We start from the raw sequence: 21,849 nt of genomic DNA, 5'->3' as shown, positions 1-21,849 counted from the left end.
ACTCCGGCGAAAGATCGGTGGTCACCATGACCGTCCTCATAATTATCGCGTGCTTGCTGGCCGTCTCGGTCGGTCTCGGCCTGCTCGGCGAGGGTTCGCTCGACTTCTACGGCATGCAGGAGCGCCACGCCGCACGGCTGCGCGACCGAGCGCTCGCCCGGCGACAACCACGCCGCCGTCAGCCGGCCGCGGTGCCCGCCGAAGCCGTGTCGATCGGCCCGGCAGCCATGCCGAGTTCGGCCCGGATCGTCGCGACCTGATCTGCCAAGCGCTGCTGGTGCGAGCCGCGCCAGTACAGCCGGTCGCATTCGCGACAATGACGGAAGTCGTTGTAGTGCAGGCGGGTCAGTGGCGCGAGCCGATGCTCGATCTCGGCCTTGGCGATATCCTCGAGATGACCGTTGCACCGCAGGCAGCGGGTGAACGGGTCGATCCGGTCGGCCAGGTCGAGTCGGCGCAGCACCTCGACAACCTGTGGCTCGGGATGCTCGGCGTGAACATAGCGACCGTGGGTGACGGCGCTGTCGGTTGTGGAAGATCTCGATGTAGTCGAAGATCGCGTTGGCCGGCTCGATGCGAGTCTGCCAGCGATGTCGGTCGAGGAGTTCGACCTGCATGCGGGACCAGAACGACTCCATCATCGCGTTGTCGTAGCAGTCGCCGACGCTGCCCATCGACGGGACGAGCCCGGAGTTCTTGGCGCGCTTGGTAAATGCCCAAGATCCGTACTGCGATCCCTGGCCGGAATGGATGATCGTCCCACCCGTCGGCTCACGGTTGTCGATAGCCATGCCGAGCGCGTTGGTCACCAATGCCGCGGTCGGTGAGGAATCGATCGACCAGCCCACCACGCGGCGGGAATACACGTCGAGCACGACCGCGCAGTACACCTTGCCCTCCCGGGTGTGGCGCTCGGTGATGTCGTTGAGCCACTTACAATTCGGTCGCTCTGCCGTGAAGTCGCGGTTGATGAGATCGGTGGCGATCTGATCGGGTTTGGCGTGGCGCCACTTCGGACGTCCGATCGCGCCGGTGATTCCCGCGCGACGCATCAGCAGCTCAACGGCGTTGTGGCCGAACAGGATGCCCCGTCCGAGCCGCAGCTCGGCATGCACGCGTCGAGCACCGTAGGCGCCGCGCGAGGCAGCATGCACGGCGCGGATCTGGTCGGTCAGCCATGCGTGGCGGATCGACCGCGCCGACGGCGGCCGGGATCGCCAGTCGTAGAAGCCGGATTCCGATACACCCAGGACGCGGCACGCAATCTGGATCGACAGCCCCTGCTCAGCCATCGCCGCGATTGCGGCGAACCGGTCTTTTGGGCGCACCGCCTCCTTCATCAACTCCGTCGCACGGCGATGCACTGCGAGTTCGGCCTCCAGCTGCGCGATACGCTGCTTCGCCGCCGCGAGTTCGGCCTTCTCCGGGCTGCTCAGCCCAGGCTCCAGACCTCGTTCGATCCGCTCCTGGCGCCGCCAGATGTAGATCGTTTGATCGCTGATACCGAGGTCGCGTGCCACATCGGCCACCTTGCGGCCGGCCTCGACCAGATCGAGCACCCTGCGCCGAAACTCCGGAGGATATCCGCTTCGCCCCATGCCGCTTCTCCAACTCAGGGTGGCACAAGAATCCAACAATCCACCTCCGAGGAAGCGAGGACACACCAAACTCTCCGGACACACCGGGGCGGATCAGACCACCCGTGGCACCAGCGCCTGCCGCAGCGCCCGCCGCGCGTAGTCGCGGTTGAACCCGGTCACCGCGCACACCAAGTCCAAGATCGCCGCCTTGCCGGCCTTGCTCGCATCGCGGTACTTCACCGCTTGTGACCTGGTGATCGCCTTCCGACTCGCCAACGACACTCCTATCACCCCCGTGTACCGCAAAACCCCAGCTCACAGTTGGAGACGCGCAGAACGATCCGGACCTTCCCAAACGAGGCAACGTATCGACCTACGCGGACCTTTCGGGTGAGTGAAATGCGGGGTCTTCTCAACTCGCTTTGTTACAGCTACGCTTCCGTCCTGAAATATGACCGTGATCACAACAGGGCCTCGTCGCAGGTGGTCCGGTGGAGGTAGCTGTGCGTTTGACCCTGCCCCGTCGTCTCACGACACCCTGTTCGCGGCTGCGGCCGCGACCGGTCTGGTGCTCGGGGTGAGCAGCGGCGTCGCCGCGGCCGATCCACCGGCATCCTCGAGTTCCATCCAGGACAAGCAGGTCCTGCTGAGGAAGGAAGTTGTGGCAGCAACGTCGTCTACCCCGGCGGCTCGGTTACCTACAAGACCACCCTCGGGTACACCGCCGCGGCGTCGATCATCGACGTCACCGCTGCCACCGCCACCACCATCTCGGCGCCCGCGACCGCGGGGCGACAACGTCGAGATCAGCTCGTCGGTCAGGCACCGGCGGTACCGGATCGCTGGACAGCCTCGTCGCGTCCTGACAACGGTGGGCACATCCGCGTGACCACCTTCATTTCATAGGAGAACTCGTGCAGAAGAAGCGAATTCGCGGGCTCGTCACGCCCTTGGGCGCGGCCGCGCTCGCAGGCGTCACCGTATTCGGTGCAGTCCCGGCCCAAGCGGCCGTGACGGCCACCGCATTTACCGCGAGCTGCCTTGTCAGCCCGACGATCACGCTTGTCGCTCCGCAGGAGGTGTGGCAGGCTGCGACTATCACGGTTGATATGCCGGCGACCGTCAACGCGGGAGAGGCGTTCGACGTTGTCATCACCCCGCCGCCGATCACGGTGCCCAACAAGATGTCGATTGCAACGGTCGCGAGCATATCGCGCATCAAGATCGACACCATGGTTCCGGACAACGCCACCTTCCTCGGCGCCGAGGTCGTCGCAGGCACCGGTTCGGGTCTGAGCGGCGTGGCCCCGAATGTCCTGCGTGTCAACGATTCCGGTGCGGTCGACGCCAATGGCGCCATCCTCCGGCTGTCGGGAAACAACGCCACCATCGGGAACGGCCCGTCGTCCAGCACTTCCAGCGAGGGAGGGATCATTGCCAAGGCCACCAGCGGCGAGAGCACGACCTTCCAACTGCCCGCGATCCGTGCCCACCTGAAGGCAGGCAATTCCGGCAGCATCGAACTCAAGGTGCGCACCGCCGGTGCTGCCGGGGAGTGGAACAAGGACACGAACTTCCTGACCTTCCTGGCCAAGGGCACGGCGCTCGGGATCGCCGCGTGGGCTCCGACCAGATGCACCCCGCGTGACTCGGGGACCAGCGAGCTCAACTCCGGCGCCGCTGCGGTGGCCAGCACCCACATCCTGACTAACGGCGCGCAGTCCCAGTCCACGACGACGCTGAGCGCGCCGGACGCAGTGCGCAACGGTGACACGGTCACGCTTTCCGCGAATGTCAGCCCGGCTTCGGCGGGCACCGTTGTGTTCTCGCTGGACGGCGCACCGCTCGGCGACCCGGTGACCGTGGTCAACGGCGTCGCCACCACCACGCACGTGTTCGCCACCGACGGTGACTACTCGGTGACGGCGGCGTACTCGGGGACCCAGGGCGTCACCGGTTCTACATCTCCGGCGAAGACGATCAGCGTCACCACCGAGGAAGAACCGGAGAACCCCGGTGACGGCGGCGGTACCGGCAGCAGTAACGGCAGCAGTAACCGGCAGCGGTAACGGCAGCCTGGCCTTCGGCTGATAGCCGATAGGGCTGATAGCGGTGACGGGCCGCCCGGGCGTTATGCCCGGGCGGCTTTGTCGTGTCGTGTCAGGCGTCAACCGAGGCGGTCTGGTGCTGTTCGCGATGGGCTTCGTCGGGCTGGAGAAGGCTGGGCTGCTCGATGGGCTCGGGGTCGAACTCGACCGCGGGAATGCCGCGCGGACCGATGAGTGGGCGACCAATGTGCCCAACCTGTTCTTCGGCACCGAACCCAACGTGCAATCGGCCTATCGGTGCCGCATCGGAAGTCCTTACGGATTGAAGGGACTGCTGCACGATTCGGGTGACTGTGTGTTGTCCGCGCTCGGGATGCGTGGACGACCACGATCAGCTGCTTCCGAACGTCGGCGGCTTGGGCTTGGGGGTGTCGATCGCGATCACCGACACCGCGCCGGTGTTGATGGCCCCGGAAGCAATGCTTTCGGAGCCATTTCCGCTGGTAGCGGGTGGATGAGGAAGTTTCGGTTTCGCCACGGCAAGTGCCCACTCGACGCCGTCCGGCGCGAGGACGCCGAGCTTCGAGAGCCGGTTGGCGGCCTCGCCAAGCTTCATCATCAGCGAGTCGCCTGCCTCCTGCAGCAGGTCGTCGCCCAGGTAGGTTTCCTTGCCGCGCTCAATGACCTCCTCGACGCGATCCAGCCGGCCTTGAACGTGCAACAGCTCCTTCGCGGCTTTCCGCTCCATCACAGCAGCACGGCCTCGCGGCGAATGTCGTCGTCGAACTTCGGCTTCAGGCCTCCGTACTCGATGAGATCGATCTCGCGGCCGAGAACCTTCTCGATGAGTTGCTTGAAGCCGACAAACGCCAACGAGGAAGTCCCCTCCGGCGCTTCGACGATCAGATCGACGTCGGAGTCAGCGCGAGCCTGCTGACGAGCGACGGACCCAAATACTGCCAACCGTGAGTACCCGTGGTCGACTGCAAGGGCTTTCAGTACCGGCGCCGCGGCTCGGATCAGCACCTCGGGGTGGACGTCGCCGAGATCCCGGGCGAACTTGAGCTGCTGGCTGACGGCCGGCTGGGAGATGTCGAGTGCTTCGGCAATCTGACGCTGCGACATCCCGGTCGCCACCATGGCCCGCAAGGCAAGGACCCGGCGCAGCCGCGCGACGTACTCGTCACTCCGGGCCCTTCGGTACTCGGCCAACAGGGGCATAAGCCAATCTTATGGCTGCGCCCCCTCAGGGCACAACAACGGCGCCGAAGCGCTTGCGGGGCCCTGCTGGATGGGGTGCGGGATGTGAACCCGCAACGTCTGGAAGTTTGAAAGGCTCGACGAGAGGACCTGCCTGCAGTACCAAGCCAGGGTTCGCAGCGGCATCGCTCGTCCTAGTCGTCCGAGTCGCCTGGGCGTGAATCGGCAAGCCCGTCACCGATCTTCGTAACCGCGACGCGCTCGTCATATCGTGAGCATCGCTGAGGTTCCCGAACGACGAAAAACGGCTCCGGAAGCTGTGCTTCCGGAGCCGTTCTCCCTAGTAGCGGGGACAGGATTTGAACCTGCGACCTCTGGGTTATGAGCCCAGCGAGCTACCGAGCTGCTCCACCCCGCGTCGTGAACACAACGTTACAGGGCGGCAAGAGACAGGTGCAAATCGGCACGTGAGGGCGCTGGCGGCGGCCATTTCCCCAGGAAGATGGCCATCCGGGACGGACATCGCAGGAACGTGACCCGCGCCACAAAATGGCAGTGAGGACCGTCACTATTTCAGGGCAATAATCCCCCTAAATACGACTCGGGAAATACTGCGTGAACTGCAAATTCCCTCAATGTCGCCGATTCGATTGATGCGTGATGTCACCGTTATAGCGATGTGACCTTCTGGAGATTCCCACATACCTTCGACGTGTCGGCCCGAATGAACCTCGAGGGCCAACCCGGTTCGCCGCCGCCAGCACTGCCCGCGGACCGGACTCCCGATTTTTGCAGGGCAGAGACACGCATGTGTCGGGTGGCGACGGAGGACTTAACCAATGGCTCTTAATCGCAAGTTCGGAACGCGCGCACTCGGCTGGACCGTCATCACCGGCGCGCTCGTCGCAGTCCCATTCGGTCTCGCGACCGGCACCGCCTCGGCGGCCAAGCACAACTGGGACGGCGTCGCACAGTGCGAGAGCGGTGGCAACTGGGGCATCAATACCGGCAACGGCTACTACGGCGGCCTGCAGTTCAGCCAGAGCACCTGGGCCGCCAACGGCGGCAAGGGCAGCGCGCACAGCGCCAGCAAGGACGAGCAGGTCCGGGTCGCCGAGAATGTGCTGAACACGCAGGGTGCCGGGGCCTGGCCGGTCTGTGGCCAGTACCTGACCACGTCGCACGAGCCGGAAGCCGCTCCGGCCCCGGCCCCCGCGCCCGCCCCGGCGCCTGCGCCTGCGCCCGCGCCGGCGCCGTCGAGCACCGGCGGTCTCGTGAACCTGCTCAAGGCGACTGCGGGCGATGTCGCCAAGCAGAACGGCGTCGAGGGTCAGTTCCATCAATTCCTGACCGACAACACCGCCACCATCGACGGGTTCGTCGCGACGAACGGCCCCGCGCTCGACGGCGTCGTCGCGCAGAACGCTCCGGTCATCGACACCGCACTCGGGGTTCGCTGATACCGGGTTCGTCATTCGACGCATAAAAGGCGCCGCCATCGATTCGATGGCGGCGCCTTTTCGGTTCGAAACACGACGAACCCGTCCAATTTATTGTGACTTGCATCACAACTTGCCAATGAATTTGCCAGTGAATTCGCGCAATGTCATTTACGCGCTAAGCAGCAGGAATGGCGTCGGTGATCTTGGTTAAAACAATTCCAGCGGTCGTTATCGGTATGTGACCAATCCGCGATTTATGTTTACCGTCTTGGTGCATCGGCCGAAAGCACGACCCGCAGAGAGGAACGAACATGCGACGCACAATCACCCGCACTCTTGGCATGACCGCCGTGACCGGCGCGCTGGTTGCCCTTCCGGTCGGCATCGGCGCCGGTACCGCAGCCGCCAACGACTGGGACTCGGTCGCAGCCTGCGAGAGCGGCGGCAACTGGGGCACGAACACCGGCAACGGCTACTACGGCGGACTGCAGTTCAGCCAGAGCACCTGGAGCGCCAACGGTGGCTCCGGCAGCCCGGCCAACGCCAGCCGCGAAGAGCAGATCCGCGTCGCGGAGAACGTCCTGGCCAGCCAGGGCCCCGGCGCCTGGCCGCACTGCGGCGCCTACCTGTAGATCGGTAGCCGCAGCTACACAGCGTTCGAAGGAGCGCCGTCACCAATGTCGGTGACGGCGCTCTCTCGTTGTCACGGGAACGGTAGGGGCGCCACGTTGCGGGCGGCCAGCAGCGCGGACATCTGGCCGACCTCACCAACCTGGTCCCGGATCATCGCGAGCGCCGTGCGCGACACCGGGCCGGACAGACCGTCCTGGTAGGCAGCCTGCGCCATAACGACCCCGCCATTGTGGTGCCGGACCATCAATTGCAGAAACAGCACCTCCGCCGCCCCGCCCCGCGCCTGCCCGAGCGCCGAAATTTCCGCGATACTGGCCATGCCCGGCATCGGCGCGGCCCCGTTCTGCCCGGCATCGTGCGCTGCGATGTCGTGCTGACCGTCGTGGCCGTGGTGCGTACCCGCGTCACCTGCGGGAGCAGAGAGGGGCTGATCGGCCAGCGTCAGCCAGCCCTGCATCGTCGCGATCTCGGCGCTCTGTGCGGTGACGATCTGATCCGCGAGCATCCGCACCTGGGGGTCCACGTCGCGCGGCAACGTCTGCGCCAACAGCAGGGCCTGCGCATGGTGGGCCGACATGTCCCGGGCGAAGGCGATGTCCGTCTTGGACAAGGTGACTTCGACGCCGTCGGAGCCCTGTTGCCACCAGGATCCGATCAGCGCCCCCACCAGCAGCAGCGCTACCCCCGCCGCCCAATATCCCGCGGTGCGGAGCAGGCGGCGTCGCGGCACGTCAGGACCCGACAACAGTGTGCTGATTCGCCGGTGCCCGATAGACGTTGTTGTCCAGCTGCAACGCCATGAACCCGTTGTCGCTGCACGTCGCCCAGACCTGGTTGCCATGGAACGCCGGCGGCGACGAGCACCAGTCCGACGACAGGTCGCCGATGATGTTGCCCGCGCGCGGTCCGAGCGCGACTGCCGGATCGATTTTTCCGTCGGCGATCGCCCGTGCGATCGGTGCGAACTCGAGGAACGGAACACCGAGGAACGAGGAAAGCGCGTGCGGGGAGTTCGTCAGCTCGAGGGCACGGTTCTTCTGCGCGGGTGGGTTGTAGTAGGCGATCTCACGGATGTTGGCCGGGTCGCGCACATCGAACACTCGGATCCCGGATGAGAACCACGAGCAGGCGAGTGCGGTTGGATCCGCCGGCCGATCGGCCGAGCAGTAGTGCGAGTCGTAGGAGAACACGCCGCCCCCACCCGAGGAACGGAGGTTCGCGTTGATATTGGCGGGGATGTTGATTTCGAGCTTGATCCGGTTGACCAGCTTGGCGTCGGCCGGGTTGGACACATCGAAGACCTTCACGCCACCCGAGCCCGCCTCGTCCGGGCTGAAGATGAACGGCTTGCCGCCGTAGGTCACCGGCACACTGTGCTGGTTGAACTGCCCGTCCTGCCACAAATACGTCCCGTACTGCGGCACAACGGGATAGGGGTCTCGTCGCTGAATCGCGCTGATGTCGAGAATGTTGATCCCGCTGGTCACCGACAGATACATCGTGTTGCCGTCCGGCGAGATCCCGAACCCGTGCTCGGACAGCCCCTGCAGGCTGTTCCAGATGACGTGCGGATTGGTCGGATCGGAGATGTCGATCGCGCTGAGCACGCCCGGCCCGATGCCCGAGGCCCAGTATGTGTTGCCGTCCGGGGAGAACCCGCCCTCATGGGTGAGAAACGGGAGCGGCGTGGTGAGGTCGGTTCCGGCGCGGGTGTTGAGCAATCTCGGATGCGCGCAGTCGGAAATGTCGTAGACCGAGAAGTACCCGGCGCCGAAAACCAGGGGAACCGCAGTCGCCGCGAGCAGCTTGCGTTCGGTGTTGACCTTCAGCGTTTCCCACGTGCCGCCGAGCATCGCGGGCTCACGCAATGTCGTCGACAGCACCGGGTTGTTCGGGTCGGACACATCGAGGACTTGCACACCCTGCGGCTCGTTCAGCACGGATCCCGGAAACAGGGTGCCGGTGTAGGAGCAATGGTCGTAGCTCGCCGATACGATGCCGGCACCCTTGTCCTGGAACCCGCCGAGCCGGGTCAGGTTGCAGCGGTAGCCCTGCGTACTGCGGCCGCTATTGCGATCCTCGGCGGGCACATCGCCCTGCAGCCCGGTCTCGGGCAGCGAGCCGGGACCGCAGTCCGCTCGGGCGGCCGAGACGGTGCCCACATCGCCGATGTACACCGTGCCCGCGGCCGCCGAGGCCGGGCTGCACAGCCCCATCGCCAGCGAAAGTGCCGCTACCACAGCAAAACAACTACCCCGCCGTGAGCCGCGAGCCGGCATCGTTGCCACCCTTCCACCCCGAGCGCCGCAGTGGAGTGATTACCACCACAGCGCGGTCGGGGTGAGACTAGCAGCACACACCACCGGGTGGGAACGGCGTGCGGTGACCGTAGCTATCCTCCGGCAGCCTGGTAGGCGTCGATCGCAGCCTGTAGCCGTTCGAACGCGGAACCGAGCTGAGCGAGGTCACCGCTCTGCTGGGCATTGCGCACATTCGTGAGCGCCGCATCGAGTTCCACGACCGCCGCATCCCGGTTCGGTGCCGGAATCGGCGCCGGCACGGGTGCCGGGCTGCCCGCCGTCCCCTCCTGGGGCACGGGCACCGACGGTTCCGCCGGCACCGCTGTCGTGGCATCGCCACCCGGGGCGGTGGCCGCGCTGCCGGTTCCGGTCCCGAAGACCTGGTCGAGCGCCTCCGCGAGGGTGGGCGCGTAGCCGACCTTCACTCCGCCCAGCGGCCCTGGCTCGCGGTAACTCACCAGCACGCGGGACAGCTGCGGGAACGTCGAGTTGTTGCCCGCCTGGGTGTTTCGTTCCGTGTACAGCGGTTCGACGTACAGAATGCCGCCGTCGGCGATCGGCAGGGTCAGCAAATTGCCGTACTGAATCCGGTTCGCGTTCTGCAACAGCGTTCGTTCGGACGCCACGCGCGTGTCCGACGTCATCGAGTTCTGGGTCTGTTGAGGGCCCTGTGTCTGCGAGTCCGTTGGTAATTGCAGCACGGTGAACTTGCCGTACTCGTCCGGATCGGACTTCACCGAGATATACGCCGACAGGAACTCGCGGTTGTAACCCACCATCGCGCTGGTCAGGTTGAAGGACGGTTTCCCGGTTTTCGGATCGCCGAGCAGCACGTAGTAGGGCGGCTGATTGAAGCCACCGCCACCGTCGATCGTCGGATCGCTCGGCACCGACCAGAATGCGTTGTTGGTGAAGAACTCACCCGGATCGTTCACGTGGTACTTGGCGAGCATCTCGCGCTGCACCTTGAACAGGTCCTCCGGGTACCGGAAGTGCGCACGCAATTCGGGCGTGATTTCACTCGCCGGCTGCACCGCTCCGGGGAACACTCCCTCCCAGGCTTTGAGCACGGGATCCTTCGTATCGACCTCGTACAGCTTGACGGTGCCGTCGTACGCGTCGACGGTGGCTTTCACCGAGTTGCGGATATAGGACACTTCCTTGCGCGGCAGCAGCCGGCCGGTGCTTTGGTCGATGCTGTCCTCGACGAGCCCCTCCAGCGAGCTGCGCTGGGCGTACGGGTAGGAATCCAGCGTGGTGTACGCGTCGACGATCCAAACGACCTTGCCCTGCACCACTGCCGGGTAGGCATCGCCGTCGGCGGTCAGCCACGGCGCGACCTTCTGCACGCGGTCGCGCGGGTCGCGGTTGTAGATGATCTTCGAGTCGGCGCCGATGGCTCCGGAGAACAGGATGTTGCGCTCGGCGTACTTCGCCGCGAACGCGAACCGGTTGAACCAGTTGCCGATTGGCACGCCGCCGCCGCCGTCGTAGGTGTAGCGCTCGGTGTCGGTGTCGTACTCGCGCGGCTGCGAGCCGTCGTTGGCGCCGACGATCGCGTAGTCCGGATCGGACTGCGCGATCACCTCGCCGTAGTAGATGCGCGGCTGATCGACCTTGATGATCTGGTTGCCCGCGGCCTGCGAGGCGAGGTCGGAGACGGTGTAGATCGGATACCCGCTGTTGCTGTTCGCGCTCTCGTTCGCGGCATCGCGAACCGCGGCGTTGACCCGGTTCGCGGGCGCCGCGACGAAGCCATTGCCATGCGTGTACACGGTGTGCCGGTTGATCCAGTCGGTCTGGTTCCCGGTCAAGCTTTTCGGCGACAGCTCGCGCGCCGCGACGACGAAGTCCTGGTTGTCCCCATTGATCTGATATCGGTCGATATCGAGCGAGGCCGGGAAGCCGTAGAAGTTCTTCAGCTGTTGCTGCTGGGTGAAGGTGCGCGAGAGGACGTTCGGATCGAGCAGCCGGGTGTTGGCGATCGTGGCAATGTCGGCAGGCACGTCGCGCGGCGCCTTGGTACCCACGCCGGGATAGTCCTTGTATTCGACGTTCTCGTCGGTGATGCCGTACGCCTGTCTGGTCGCCTCGATATTTCTTTCGATATACGGGCGTTCCTTGTCCGCGGCGTTCGGGCGGACCGAGAACTGCTCGACGACCAGCGGCCACACCGCGCCGACCAGAATCGACGACAGCACGAGCAGCGCCATACCGAGAGCCGGAATCCGCAGGTCGCGCAGCACGATTGCGGCGAAGAACGCCAGCGCGCAGATCACCGCGATCGAGAGCAGGATCAGCTTGGCCGGGAGCACCGCATTGATATCGGTGTAGCTCGCACCGGTGAACGTCGGTTCCTTGCGACTGCTCGACAGCAGCGAGTATCGGTCGAACCAGTACGCGATCGCCTTGAGCAGGACGAAGGTGCCGAGCAACACGGCCAGCTGGACCCGAGCCGCGCGGGACAGCGAGCCCTCGCGGCCGGACAGCCGAAGCCCGCCGAACACGTAGTGCGTGATCAGGTTAGCGAAGAACGCGATCAGCACGCCGACGAACAGCCAGTTCAACACCATCCGATAGAACGGCAGATTGAATGCGTAGAAGCCGACGTCGAGGCCGAACTGCGGATCGTTGATGCCGAAGTCGCCGCCGTTGAGGAACAACTGAACCGTGACCCAGCTCGACTGCGCCACGAGGCCGCAGATCACGCCGAGGAAGACCGGGATGCCGATACCGAACAACTTCAGCCGGCTCATCACCGTGGTGCGGTAGCGGGCGATCGGGTCGTTCGGGGCGATCTGCCCCACCGAGAACGGGCGCGACCGGTAGGCCAGGAACAGCGCAAGCCAGACGAGGCCGCCGACGAGGAGCGCCACGGCGAGGAACAGCACGATCCGAGTGACGAACACCTTGACGTAAACGCCGCGGAAACCGACCTCGCCGAACCACAGCCAATTGGTATAGGTGTCGATCAGCCGGGGGCCGATCAACAGCAAACCGGCGACTACCAGCGCAATCACCAGTAGCACCTTGCTGCGACGAGACAAGGACGGTAACCCGGTGGGGGGCCTCATGCCCACGTGCCACGCTCCGTGTTCTCCGGGCGACGCCGCCGCGCCGCAACCACATGATCTTCGAAACGGGGCACGCCGCGCCCGTTTCGCACCACTGTACGGAAATGCTCGCGAAGAACGGATGAGAGGATGCAACGGTGACGGACGACCCCACCCAGCAGTCCCTGGCCCGCTGTATTCGAGAGGTCGCCGAGTTCGTCGACGCGCAGGGCTGGGACGGGCCACCGCAGATCTTCGCGCTCGTCCCGACCGCCGAACTCGTCGCCGCCGAGCCCGCGCTGCTCGATCAACTCGACGACGAACACGCGCTGACCCCGATCGCACAGGAAGCGTTCCCCGATCACATCGAGGGCGACTCCCCCGCACTCGACGAGTTTCTCGCGACCACCAGCTGGCCACCGGCGGTCAGCGGCTGCGTTCTCGCACAGCAGATTGTCGTGCTGCCACCCGACGCCGAGTCCGATCTCGACGACGCGCTCGCGCCGCTGCTCGCCGATCCCGAGGCCGCCGATCAGGCCGGACGCGACGCCGCGGCGGCGCATCCCGATCGCCGGGATGCCCGGTTGTTCGCCGGGGTGCTGCGCAACGGCACCTCGCTGTGCCTGATGCAGCTGCGTCCACTCGACGAAGAAGAAGACGACTTCCCCGCCGCCGAACCCGAACTGCTGAGCTACCCCGATCTGGCGCCGAACCTGGTCGAGGCCCTGTACGCAACTCTGGAGTGAGTTACCCGCAGCTCGGTGCGTCGCCACCGCTTGCGAGTGCATTCAACGAGTGCACCGCGTCGTCGAGGGTGCTGACCTTGACCAGCCGCAGCCCGTCCGGCGTCTGTTGACGCGCCTCGTCACAGTTCTTTTCCGGGACCAGAAAGGTCGTCGCGCCCGCCTCGCGCGCGGCCCCCATCTTGTATGGGATGCCGCCGATCGGGCCCACCTCGCCCGCCGCGTCGATGGTGCCGGTGCCCGCGACGAATGTGCCGTTGGTCAGCTCCCCTGGGCTCAGCTTGTCGACCACCGCAAGCGAGAACATCAGTCCGGCGGAGGGCCCGCCGATGTCGGCGAGGTTGAACTCGATGGTGAACGGGACGGTCGGGACTTCGACCGGGGTGATGCCGAGATAGCCCTTTTCGGCGTCGTCGGGACGGGCCGCGAGCCGGATCGCCGCCGTACCTTCCACGCCGTCACGCCGGTAGCGGACTTCGATGGTGGTGCCGGGCGACGCCGACGAGACGGTCTGCTGCACCGCCGCGACGCTGTCCACCGCGACACCATTGATGCTGATCAGCTCGTCGCCGGGCTGTAGCGCGTCGTTGGCCGGGCTGTCCGAGCCGACCTGATCGACGCGCACCACCGTGGGATAGTTCAGAAAGCGCAGCGCCGCGACCTCGGCGTTGTCCTCCGACTTGGCGAAGTCGGCCTGGTTGCTCTGGTCGATCTCCTCGCGGGACTTGTCCGGCGGAAACACCTCCGAACGGGGCACGATGCCGTCGCGACCGCTCGCCCACAGGCCGAGCGCGTCGAAAATGGTCAGTCCGTCCTTCACCGACACCGTGGTCATATTGAGGTTGCCGGTCGTCGGGTCGACAGCGGTGCCCTGGATATCGACGACGGGCTTGCCGTCCACCTCGCCGAGCGTGTTGAACGTCGGTCCGCGTCCGAGTGCTGCATAGGGAACTGTGACCGTGCTGCCGATCACGCCGAGCACGACGATCGGAATCAGCGCGGCGATCAGGGTGACGATCCGTCGATTCACCGGCCTAGAGTAGCCACACCGCGCGTCGGCGCCGTGCAGCGTGTGGGGTCTGTCCTGCGAACCCACGCGGGGGCCGTTGCGTTCGCGCAGAGCACATCGCCGCGGGTCACCCCTGCCTAAGACGCCTTGTACCGTTGATGCATGAGCGATTACCCGTTCGGCTTCTCGAACCCCGATGACGACCCGGACAAGAAGGGGCGTGAGGGCGGGGGCGGCGGATCCGGCGGTCAGCCGTTCGGATTCGGTGCCGAGGGGTTCGATCCCGCTGCACTCGGCCAGATGCTCACTCAGTTCGGTCAAATGCTGAGCGGCATGGGCGCGGCCACCTCGCAGGGCACCGGCGGCGGACCGGTGAACTACGACGTGGCCCGCCAGCTCGCGCGCCAGCAGCTCGGCGCCACCATCGAGCCGGTGTCGCCCGGTGCCGCGAGCGCGGTCACCGACGCCGTGCACCTGGCCGAATTGTGGCTCGATGAGGCGACCACGCTGCCGACCGGCGTGACCAAGACCGTCGCGTGGACACCGAACGACTGGATCGAGCAGACCCTCGACACCTGGAAGCGGCTGTGCGACCCCGTCGCAGCTCAGATCGCCGGGATGTGGAGCAACGCGCTCCCCGCCGAGGCTCAGCAGTTCGCCGGACCGATGGTCGGGATGCTGTCGCAGATGGGCGGCCTCGCGTTCGGCTCGCAACTCGGCCAGGCGCTCGGCCAGCTCGCCAAGGAAGTACTGACCTCCACCGATATCGGCCTGCCGCTCGGCCCGAGCGGTACGGCCGCGCTGCTCCCCGCCGCGATCGCCGAATTCAGTGCGGGACTCGAACAGCCCGAGCGCGAGATCCTGGTGTTCCTCGCCGCTCGGGAAGCCGCCCACCAGCGACTTTTCCAACACGTGCCGTGGCTGCGGCAGCGCGTGCTCAGCACCGTCGAGGACTACGCGCACGGCATCCGGATGGACTTCTCCGCGATCGAACAGGCCGCTGCCGGGCTCGACCCGTCGGCGCTGACCGACCCGTCGAAGCTCGAGGAGCTGCTCGGCCAGGGCGCCTTCGAACCGCAGACGACGCCGGAGCAGAAGCTCGCCCACGAACGGCTCGAGACGTTGCTCGCGCTCGTCGAGGGCTGGGTGGAGATCGTCGTGGCCGACGCGGTCGGCGATCGACTGCCCGGCACGGCGGCGCTCGGTGAGACGCTGCGCCGCCGCCGCGCGACCGGCGGCCCTGCCGAGCAGACCTTCGCCACCCTGGTCGGTCTCGAGTTGCGACCGCGCAAGCTACGCGAGGCCGCGGCACTGTGGCGCCGGCTCACCGACGATGCCGGCATCGACGCGCGGGACGGGGTCTGGGCGCACCCGGATCTGATGCCGCACGCGGCCGACCTGGACAACCCGGCGGCCTTCATCGATTCGGTAATCGGGGGCGGCACAACGGCTTTCGATGATCCCCTGGCCCAGCTCGCCGAGACCGAAGCGCGCGAACGGGAAGCGGGCAAGCGGCAGGCTGCCGACGAGGGCGAGCAGCCCGGCCCCGACGCTGACGGCCCGACCAGCTAGGACCGCCACCCGCCTCAGAGCAGGCGCTGTGCGCGTAGCACCACGTCGTGCGTGTGCTGCCCCTCTGGGCCGGCAGGCACCTGGCGGACTCGATTCTCGTCGATGGTGACGTGCCAGTCGTCGATGAGCAGGGCGAGCACATCGTCGAGCCAGACGTAGTCGGCCGGGTCGATTCCGTGCGCCTTGGCCGTTTCCGTGTCGAACCCGGCGTGAAAGACGACGAGCAGCAGTCCGCCCGGTGCCACCGCGGCCAACAGTGCGCGCTCGGCATCGCGCCCGGGCGAGCTGGGCAGTGCCGGGTACTGCACGGACACCAGATCGAATCCGCCGGCCGGCAATTCCGCGTCGGCCAAGCCTGCGTGCACCCATTCCACCTGCACCTTTTCCTGCCGAGCAAGCTGTTCGGCGCGTGCGAGCGCCACCCCGGAGACGTCGAGCGCGGTCACCTTCCAGCCCCGCTCGGCCAACCACACGGCGTCGGCACCCTCGCCGCATCCGACGTCGAGCGCGCGGCCGGGCGCGCGCTCGCCCACCTCGGTGACCAGTGCGAAATTGGGTCGGCCGCTGAACAACTGCGGCGCACCGCCATAGCGCTCGTCCCATTCGGCGGCGGTGTTCCGGTGATCAGGCGTTTCCGTCATGGTCCCAGCGTGCCCGCTACCAGCGTCGATCGGCAAATGCTTTTGCCATTTCGGCAATTGGTTCCGGTCTGTGGATAGCTGCGCGGGCTGGGGATAACTCCAGGTTCGGCGCCGTTCGCGTCGGTGGCGCGACGTCATACTTCCGCCCATGACTCCGGACCCGAACCCCGAGACCATTGCCGAGCACGCATCGCACCCCGGCGGCCCGACGACACCTGCCCGCCGGGGTGCAATGCGGCTGCATCCGAGTCTCACGGTGCTGCTGCGGCGCGACGGCACCGTCCAGCTCGGCTGGGATCCGGACACTGCACTCCTGCTGCGTCCGCCGGATACAGTTCCGACGCCCGCCCTGCTCACCCTGCTGCGTCTGCTCGGCGGCAAGCACACTCGCGCCGAGGTCGTATCGCACGCAACCGAACTCGGTATCGATCCCCGGGTATGCGCGGCGATCCTGGATGAGCTTGGTGGCGCCGGACTCATCGTGCCGGTCGTCGACCGCGCCGGGCCGAGCGCCGTCCGGGTGCACGGCCGCGGACCGCTGGCCGACCTGATCTGTGCGGCACTCGCCGGCAGTGGGGTGCGGCTGAGCCGCTCGGCCGACGGGCACCGCGCCGGCATCCACGACCGACGGGCGGAGGTGCGGCGGTGGAACTGTGAGCTCGTAGTGTTGACCGACGATCTTGTCGCCGATCCGCCCCTCGTCACGGCGCTGCTCGATCTGCGCGTACCGCATTTGCAGGTCCGCATTCGGGACGGCCGCGGCGTGGTCGGCCCGCTGGTGCTGCCCGGGCGGACGAGCTGCCTGCGCTGCGCGGACCTGACTCGCTGCGACTACGACCGGGACTGGCCGCACCTGGCCGCCCAACTGCTCGGCCGTGCCGGATACGCACGCCCGGCGGCCGTACAGGCGACCGCGGCGATCACACTCGCCGAACTCGACGTCGTGCTCGACGGTGCGCCCAATGTCGTACCTGCAATCCTGGACGCGACGCTGGAGCTCGACCTGCGTACCAACCAGCTGCGCCGGCGACAGTGGCACCGGCACCGGCTCTGCGACTGCGCGCGGTCCGGCGCCGCAGCCCGGACCGTCGCGGGTGAGCCAAGCCTGCCGATCGGCCGGCAATGAGGCAGGCCACGTCCACATTGCCCGCGAACGTCAGCCATCATGGTGAGGTGTCGGAAATTAAGCGCAAACGGGGGTCCCGAAACGCCAAGCTCGCCAGTATCCCGCTCGGCATAGCAGGCCGGGCTGCGGTTGGATTCGGTCGCAAGCTCGCCGGCGGCGATCGGACCGAGATCGATGCCGCGCTCGCCGCGCGGGCCGCCGAGCAACTCTTCACGGTGCTCGGCGAACTCAAGGGCGGCGCGATGAAGTTCGGCCAGGCGCTCAGCGTGATGGAAGCCGCGATCCCCGAGGAGTTCGCGGAGCCGTATCGCGACGCACTGACCAAACTGCAGTCCGAAGCGCCGCCGCTGCCGGCGAAATCCGTGCACCGCGTGCTCGATCAGCAACTCGGCACGCGGTGGCGCGAACGATTCCAGTCGTTCGACGACACTCCGGCGGCCTCGGCGAGCATCGGTCAGGTGCACCGCGCGGTGTGGTCGGACGGCCGCGCTGTGGCGGTCAAGGTGCAGTACCCGGGCGCGGACGAAGCACTGCGCGCGGACTTGAAGACGCTGAGCCGGATGACCGGGCTGTTCGCCACGGTGATGCCGGGCGCCGACGTCAGGCCCGTCCTCGCCGAGCTCACCGCACGCACCGAGGAGGAACTCGACTACCGGATCGAGGCGGAGTATCAGCGCACCTTCGCCAAGGCCTTCGCCGACGACCCCAATTACTCGATTCCCAAGGTGGTCGCGAGCGCACCGAAAACGGTTGTCACGGAATGGCTCTCCGCGACACCGCTGTCGGCGGTGATAGCGAAGGGCACACCGGAAGAGCGCAACCGTGCCGGCGCGTTGCTCGCCCAGTTCCACGTGCAGGCGCCGGCCGTCGCGGGCCTGTTGCATTGCGATCCGCATCCGGGCAATTTCATGCTGCTCGACGACGGGCGTATGGGCGTGATCGATTTCGGGGCGTGTGCGCCGATGCCGAACGGTCTGCCGCGCGAACTCGGCGAGATGCTCCGGCTCGCGCGCGACGAGAAATTCGATTTGCTGACCGAGTTGTTGCGCGACAACCACTTTGTGATCCCCGGGCGGACCGTGACCGACCGCGAGATCGACGACTATCTCAGGCCGTTCACCGACCCGATCAAGGCCGAGTCGTTCCACTTCACACGATCCTGGCTGCAGCGCGCGGCGGGCAGTGCCACCGAATTCGACAGCCAGCAGTTCCGCACCGCCCGCGCCCTCAACCTGCCGCCGAAGTACCTGATGATCTTCCGGGTGCTGATGGGTTCGGTCGGTATCTGCGCGCAGCTCAATGCGGAGGCGCCGTACATGCGCATCATGCGGGACTGGCTACCCGGATTCGCGGACGAGCCCATCCACGAGGGGTAAACCGCCGCAAGCGTTTGCGCGCGGGGGCGCAAACGCTTGCGCAGTCAGGCGCAGACCTTGCGTGGTCTGCCTCGCGGCCGCTTGCGGGTGATGACGTTGCCCTGGTCGAGTATCTCGCCACCCCAAACGCCCCACGGCTCTTCCCGATCGAGGGCGGCCCGCAGGCACCGCTCACGGATCGGGCATGGTCCGCAGAGCGCCTTGGCCTGCTCGAGCTGGTCGGGCCGCTCGGCGAACCACAGGTCGGGATCCTCCGACCGACGGCACGGCAGGGCAGATCTGGTGGGCGAGGCCGAAGCGCTTGTGGCGGTGTGTAATTCGGCCCGGTCCAGGCATGTCACGCGGGATGTCGCGCTGGACATGTCGTTCTCCTCGTTCGTTCGACGGGTTGGTCGGACTGGACGAACCGGGAGATTTCGTTGCGGACGATCAGGTTCCAAAACGAAGGCCACGGTTCGCGGTCCGCGATCCGTGGCCTGAATGGGGGTGAATTACCGAGGTACTCGGTCTCTGATCCCCCGCACGGAAGCGGACGCAGTGATGCGCGGACGGGCTACTGCATCGGCGGCGATGAATGCCGGTGCGGCAAGGGCATTTGCTGCCCCTGCGGCGGCACGAATGGATGCAGCGCTGATTGCGCCGAGTTCGAGCATCCTCATTGGATCGCACCTCCGTTTCGTATCGCCGTTGCTGCCCGCCGTGGCTTTGACCGGGCACGCGCATGTGCGGCGCGTTGCATACCAGGATAGGCAACCGGCCCTGGCGCACACAACCTATTTTTCACCTGCGGTTATGCACCCGGTCCCGCAGTCGGGGGCACGGCCGCTACAGCGGTAGCTCGGGTGCGCCGTCCGGCTGCTCACCGCGCACCACAGCGAGAACGTCGGCACCGAACCACTCCAGTTTCTTGGCGCCGATTCCGGGAATCGCCACCAGGGCACTGTCGTCGCCGGGTTGCTGCTCGGCGATCGCGGTCAGCGTGTTGTCGCTGAACACCACGTAGGCGGGCACGTCCATCTCCTGCGACTTCCGTTTGCGCCAAGCCCGAAGTGCGACGAGCAGTTCGTCGTCGACATTGGACGGGCACTCCGCACAGCGTCCGAGCATCGTCGCGCTCGTACCGATGAGCAGCTTGCCGCACACCCGGCACGTGGGCCGCTTGCGTTTGCGGGCACCCTTGTCCGGCTCGGCGATCCGCGACGCCGGCGAATCGTCCGGGACAAGCCCGTGCAGAAACCGGGATCGGCGCCGCGACTTGCGGCCGCCCTCGTTGCGGGCCAGCGCCCAGGACAGACCCAGGTGTTCGCGTGCTCGGGTGACGCCGACGTAGAGCAGCCGCCGCTCCTCCTCGAGTGCCTCCCAATCGGCGACCGAACCGCCGTCGCCGAGCACGTGGCTGATCGGCACCGTGCCGTCGGCCAGCCCGACCAGGAAGACCGCGTCCCACTCCAGGCCCTTTGCGGCGTGCAGCGATGCCAGCGTGACGCCCTGCACGACGGGTGGGTGACGTGATTCGGCGCGGGCGGCCAGTTCGCGCAGCAAATTCGGCAGGTCGATGTCGGGGTCGTGCTCGGCAAGTTCGGCGGTCAGCTCGACCAATGCGAGCAGCGACGCGCGTCGCTCACGCGCCTGTACGCCCGCGGGCTCCTCGGCAGTGAGCCCGATCGAGGCCAGCACCGCCCGAACCAACTGCACGAGGTCGTCTCCGCGGGCGTCCGGGAGATCGCCCCGAGCGCCCTGCTGGCGCAGCAGATTCACCGCCTGACGCACCTCGGGTCGCGTGAAGAACCCCTCCCCACCGCGCACCTGGTAGGCAATGTTGCGCTCGGTGAGGGCCTGCTCATAGGCCTCGGACTGTGCGTTGATGCGGTACAGCACGGCGATTTCCGCCGGAGCGGTACCGGCCGCGATCAACCGTTCGATCGAACGGACCACCGCCGCTGCCTCGGCGGGCTCGTCGTCGTGCTCGGCGAACGTCGGCTCTGGTCCGTCGGGGCGCTGCCCGATCAGTTCGAGCCGCATACCCGCGATCCGGCCGCGCGCCGACCCGATCACCCGGTTGGCCAGCGACACCACCTGCGGCGTGGAGCGATAGTCGCGCTCGAGCCGGACCATCGTCGCGTTCGGGTACCTGCGGGTGAATTCCAGCAGGTACTTGGGCATGGCGCCGGTGAAGGAGTAGATGGTCTGGTTGGCGTCACCGACGACCGTGAGATCGTCGCGGTCGCCAACCCAGGCGTCGAGCACCCGCTGCTGCAGCGGCGTCACGTCCTGGTACTCGTCGACCACGAAACACCGGTAGCGGTCGCGGAATTCGGCGGCCACGGCCGCGTGATCCTCGAGCGCGGCCGCGGTGTGCAGCAACAGGTCGTCGAAGTCGAGCAGCATCGTCTCGCCGCGCTTGGCCGCCTCGTAGCGGTCGTAGACGGCGGCGACCTTTTCCGGGTCCGCCGGGGTCTCGCGCCCGCGCCGCGCCGCCTCGGCCGCGTAGTTCTCCGGCATGATCAGCGACGCCTTCGCCCATTCGATTTCACTCGCGAGGTCGCGGACGCTGTCCGTGCTGGTGGGAAGGCCCACGCGCCCGGCCGCGCGCCCGACGAGCGGGAACTTGCTGTCGATCAGCTCCCATTCGAGGTCGCCGACGACCTGGCGCCAGAAGTAGCGCAGCTGGCGCAGTGCCGCGGCGTGGAAGGTGCGGGCCTGCACCTGGTTGGCCGCCCCACCGAGGCCGAGGCCCTTCAGCCGCGAACGCAACTCCCCCGCGGCCCTGGCGGTGAACGTCACCGCGAGCACCTGCCCCGGCGCTACGTGGCCGTGTTCGACGAGATGGCCGATGCGGTGGGTGACGGTGCGGGTCTTGCCGGTGCCTGCACCGGCAAGAATGCACACCGGCCCGCGCGGCGCCTGGACGGCGGCGGTCTGCTGCGGGTCGAGTCCGAGAACGGTCGCGTCGGCTGGCACGCCGTCCATCATGGCAGCGGCCTACGACAGCCTGCACGGCACCGCACCCGCTTGCACGACGCACCCTGGGTTCTCCGACTGAACGGAACCGTTCAGTCGATTGGATCGAATGAACGGTTCCGTTCAGTCGATGTTGAGGGGCCGGTCTGTGAGAGCGTGCGACCG

At 66.8% G+C, this 21,849-nt stretch carries 18 protein-coding genes, 1 tRNA gene and 1 pseudogene; 7 read left to right on the top strand and 13 right to left on the bottom strand.

The genetic code is table 11. The annotated features are described in order from the left end of the window. Positions 1-178: 178 nt before the first annotated feature. The 3 genes and pseudogenes from OG921_RS26725 to OG921_RS15705 all read right to left on the bottom strand — a co-directional run bounded on the left by OG921_RS26725 (position 179) and on the right by OG921_RS15705 (position 1,856). On the bottom strand, positions 179-592 hold the full coding sequence (locus OG921_RS26725; RefSeq protein WP_353962100.1) for a Mut7-C RNAse domain-containing protein: 414 nt from the start codon (positions 590-592) through the stop codon (positions 179-181). Continuing rightward, a pseudogene (locus OG921_RS26720) lies at positions 525-1,598 on the bottom strand (IS3 family transposase); the annotation flags it as partial. The gene OG921_RS26725 and the pseudogene OG921_RS26720, both read right to left, overlap by 68 nt. A gap of 93 nt (positions 1,599-1,691) precedes the next feature. Continuing rightward, positions 1,692-1,856: a hypothetical protein gene (locus OG921_RS15705; protein WP_266113401.1), complete on the bottom strand. Its 165-nt coding sequence runs from the start codon at positions 1,854-1,856 to the stop codon at positions 1,692-1,694. Positions 1,857-2,494: 638 nt separating this feature from the next. Here OG921_RS15705 and OG921_RS15700 point away from each other — a divergent pair. Continuing rightward, the gene (locus tag OG921_RS15700; protein ID WP_266113400.1) at positions 2,495-3,649 is read left to right on the top strand and encodes an Ig-like domain-containing protein; all 1,155 of its coding nucleotides are present in this window, start codon (positions 2,495-2,497) and stop codon (positions 3,647-3,649) included. A 370-nt stretch (positions 3,650-4,019) separates the two neighbouring features. Here the strand turns inward: OG921_RS15700 and OG921_RS15695 are convergent, their stop codons facing one another. From OG921_RS15695 to OG921_RS15685, 3 genes are all read right to left on the bottom strand, one after another. Next, the gene (locus OG921_RS15695) at positions 4,020-4,376 is read right to left on the bottom strand and encodes a hypothetical protein (protein WP_266113620.1); all 357 of its coding nucleotides are present in this window, start codon (positions 4,374-4,376) and stop codon (positions 4,020-4,022) included. Continuing rightward, complete coding sequence (locus tag OG921_RS15690; RefSeq protein WP_266113399.1) at positions 4,376-4,849, bottom strand: nucleotidyltransferase domain-containing protein; 474 nt, start codon at positions 4,847-4,849, stop codon at positions 4,376-4,378. Before OG921_RS15690 ends, OG921_RS15695 begins: the two co-directional genes overlap by 1 nt. Before the next feature lie 323 nt (positions 4,850-5,172). Then, positions 5,173-5,246 (bottom strand) — tRNA-Met (locus OG921_RS15685). Positions 5,247-5,667: 421 nt separating this feature from the next. Between OG921_RS15685 and OG921_RS15680 the strand changes: the two genes are divergently transcribed. Together OG921_RS15680 and OG921_RS15675 are read left to right on the top strand one after the other, a co-directional pair. Further along, positions 5,668-6,288, top strand: coding sequence for a transglycosylase family protein (locus OG921_RS15680; protein ID WP_266113398.1), 621 nt, complete (start codon positions 5,668-5,670; stop codon positions 6,286-6,288). A 293-nt stretch (positions 6,289-6,581) separates the two neighbouring features. Then, the gene (locus OG921_RS15675) at positions 6,582-6,902 is read left to right on the top strand and encodes a transglycosylase family protein (RefSeq protein ID WP_266113397.1); all 321 of its coding nucleotides are present in this window, start codon (positions 6,582-6,584) and stop codon (positions 6,900-6,902) included. A gap of 71 nt (positions 6,903-6,973) precedes the next feature. Here the strand turns inward: OG921_RS15675 and OG921_RS15670 are convergent, their stop codons facing one another. From OG921_RS15670 to OG921_RS15660, 3 genes are all read right to left on the bottom strand, one after another. Continuing rightward, positions 6,974-7,633 carry a DUF305 domain-containing protein gene (locus OG921_RS15670; RefSeq protein ID WP_266113396.1) on the bottom strand — a complete coding sequence of 220 codons (660 nt, stop codon included), beginning with the start codon at positions 7,631-7,633 and terminating at the stop codon, positions 6,974-6,976. Position 7,634: 1 nt separating this feature from the next. Next, positions 7,635-9,119 (bottom strand): LVIVD repeat-containing protein, encoded by a 1,485-nt coding sequence (locus OG921_RS15665; protein WP_266113607.1) that lies wholly within the window; start codon positions 9,117-9,119, stop codon positions 7,635-7,637. Positions 9,120-9,295: 176 nt separating this feature from the next. Beyond that, positions 9,296-12,283, bottom strand: coding sequence for a UPF0182 family protein (locus OG921_RS15660; protein WP_266113395.1), 2,988 nt, complete (start codon positions 12,281-12,283; stop codon positions 9,296-9,298). A gap of 131 nt (positions 12,284-12,414) precedes the next feature. Here OG921_RS15660 and OG921_RS15655 point away from each other — a divergent pair, with 131 nt between their 5' ends. After that, complete coding sequence (locus OG921_RS15655) at positions 12,415-13,002, top strand: PPA1309 family protein (protein WP_266113394.1); 588 nt, start codon at positions 12,415-12,417, stop codon at positions 13,000-13,002. Between the two features lies 1 nt (position 13,003). Here OG921_RS15655 and OG921_RS15650 read toward each other — a convergent pair whose 3' ends face one another. Continuing rightward, a complete protein-coding gene (locus tag OG921_RS15650; RefSeq protein ID WP_266113393.1) occupies positions 13,004-14,029 on the bottom strand; it encodes a PDZ domain-containing protein in 1,026 nt (341 codons plus the stop codon). 141 nt (positions 14,030-14,170) lie between these two features. On the opposite strand from OG921_RS15650, the gene OG921_RS15645 reads away from it, so the two are divergent. After that, the gene (locus tag OG921_RS15645; protein WP_266113392.1) at positions 14,171-15,580 is read left to right on the top strand and encodes a zinc-dependent metalloprotease; all 1,410 of its coding nucleotides are present in this window, start codon (positions 14,171-14,173) and stop codon (positions 15,578-15,580) included. A 14-nt stretch (positions 15,581-15,594) separates the two neighbouring features. Here OG921_RS15645 and OG921_RS15640 read toward each other — a convergent pair whose 3' ends face one another. Then, complete coding sequence (locus tag OG921_RS15640) at positions 15,595-16,221, bottom strand: methyltransferase domain-containing protein (protein ID WP_266113391.1); 627 nt, start codon at positions 16,219-16,221, stop codon at positions 15,595-15,597. 148 nt (positions 16,222-16,369) lie between these two features. On the opposite strand from OG921_RS15640, the gene OG921_RS15635 reads away from it, so the two are divergent. Next, a complete protein-coding gene (locus tag OG921_RS15635; protein ID WP_266113390.1) occupies positions 16,370-17,347 on the top strand; it encodes a hypothetical protein in 978 nt (325 codons plus the stop codon). Then, entirely contained in the window at positions 17,344-18,723 is a 1,380-nt protein-coding gene (locus OG921_RS15630; protein WP_266113389.1) for an AarF/ABC1/UbiB kinase family protein, read from the top strand. Before OG921_RS15635 ends, OG921_RS15630 begins: the two co-directional genes overlap by 4 nt. A gap of 44 nt (positions 18,724-18,767) precedes the next feature. Here the strand turns inward: OG921_RS15630 and OG921_RS15625 are convergent, their stop codons facing one another. Continuing rightward, on the bottom strand, positions 18,768-19,085 hold the full coding sequence (locus tag OG921_RS15625; protein ID WP_266113388.1) for a WhiB family transcriptional regulator: 318 nt from the start codon (positions 19,083-19,085) through the stop codon (positions 18,768-18,770). Positions 19,086-19,548: 463 nt separating this feature from the next. Beyond that, positions 19,549-21,696: an ATP-dependent DNA helicase UvrD2 gene (locus OG921_RS15620; protein ID WP_266113387.1), complete on the bottom strand. Its 2,148-nt coding sequence runs from the start codon at positions 21,694-21,696 to the stop codon at positions 19,549-19,551. Positions 21,697-21,849 lie beyond the last annotated feature (153 nt).

It is taken from the genome of Aldersonia sp. NBC_00410 (assembly GCF_026342035.1).
In the GTDB taxonomy this organism is placed as follows: domain Bacteria; phylum Actinomycetota; class Actinomycetes; order Mycobacteriales; family Mycobacteriaceae; genus Aldersonia.
The sequence above is the reverse complement of the archived record's forward strand: the minus strand, read 5'-3'. Positions and strand labels throughout refer to the sequence as shown.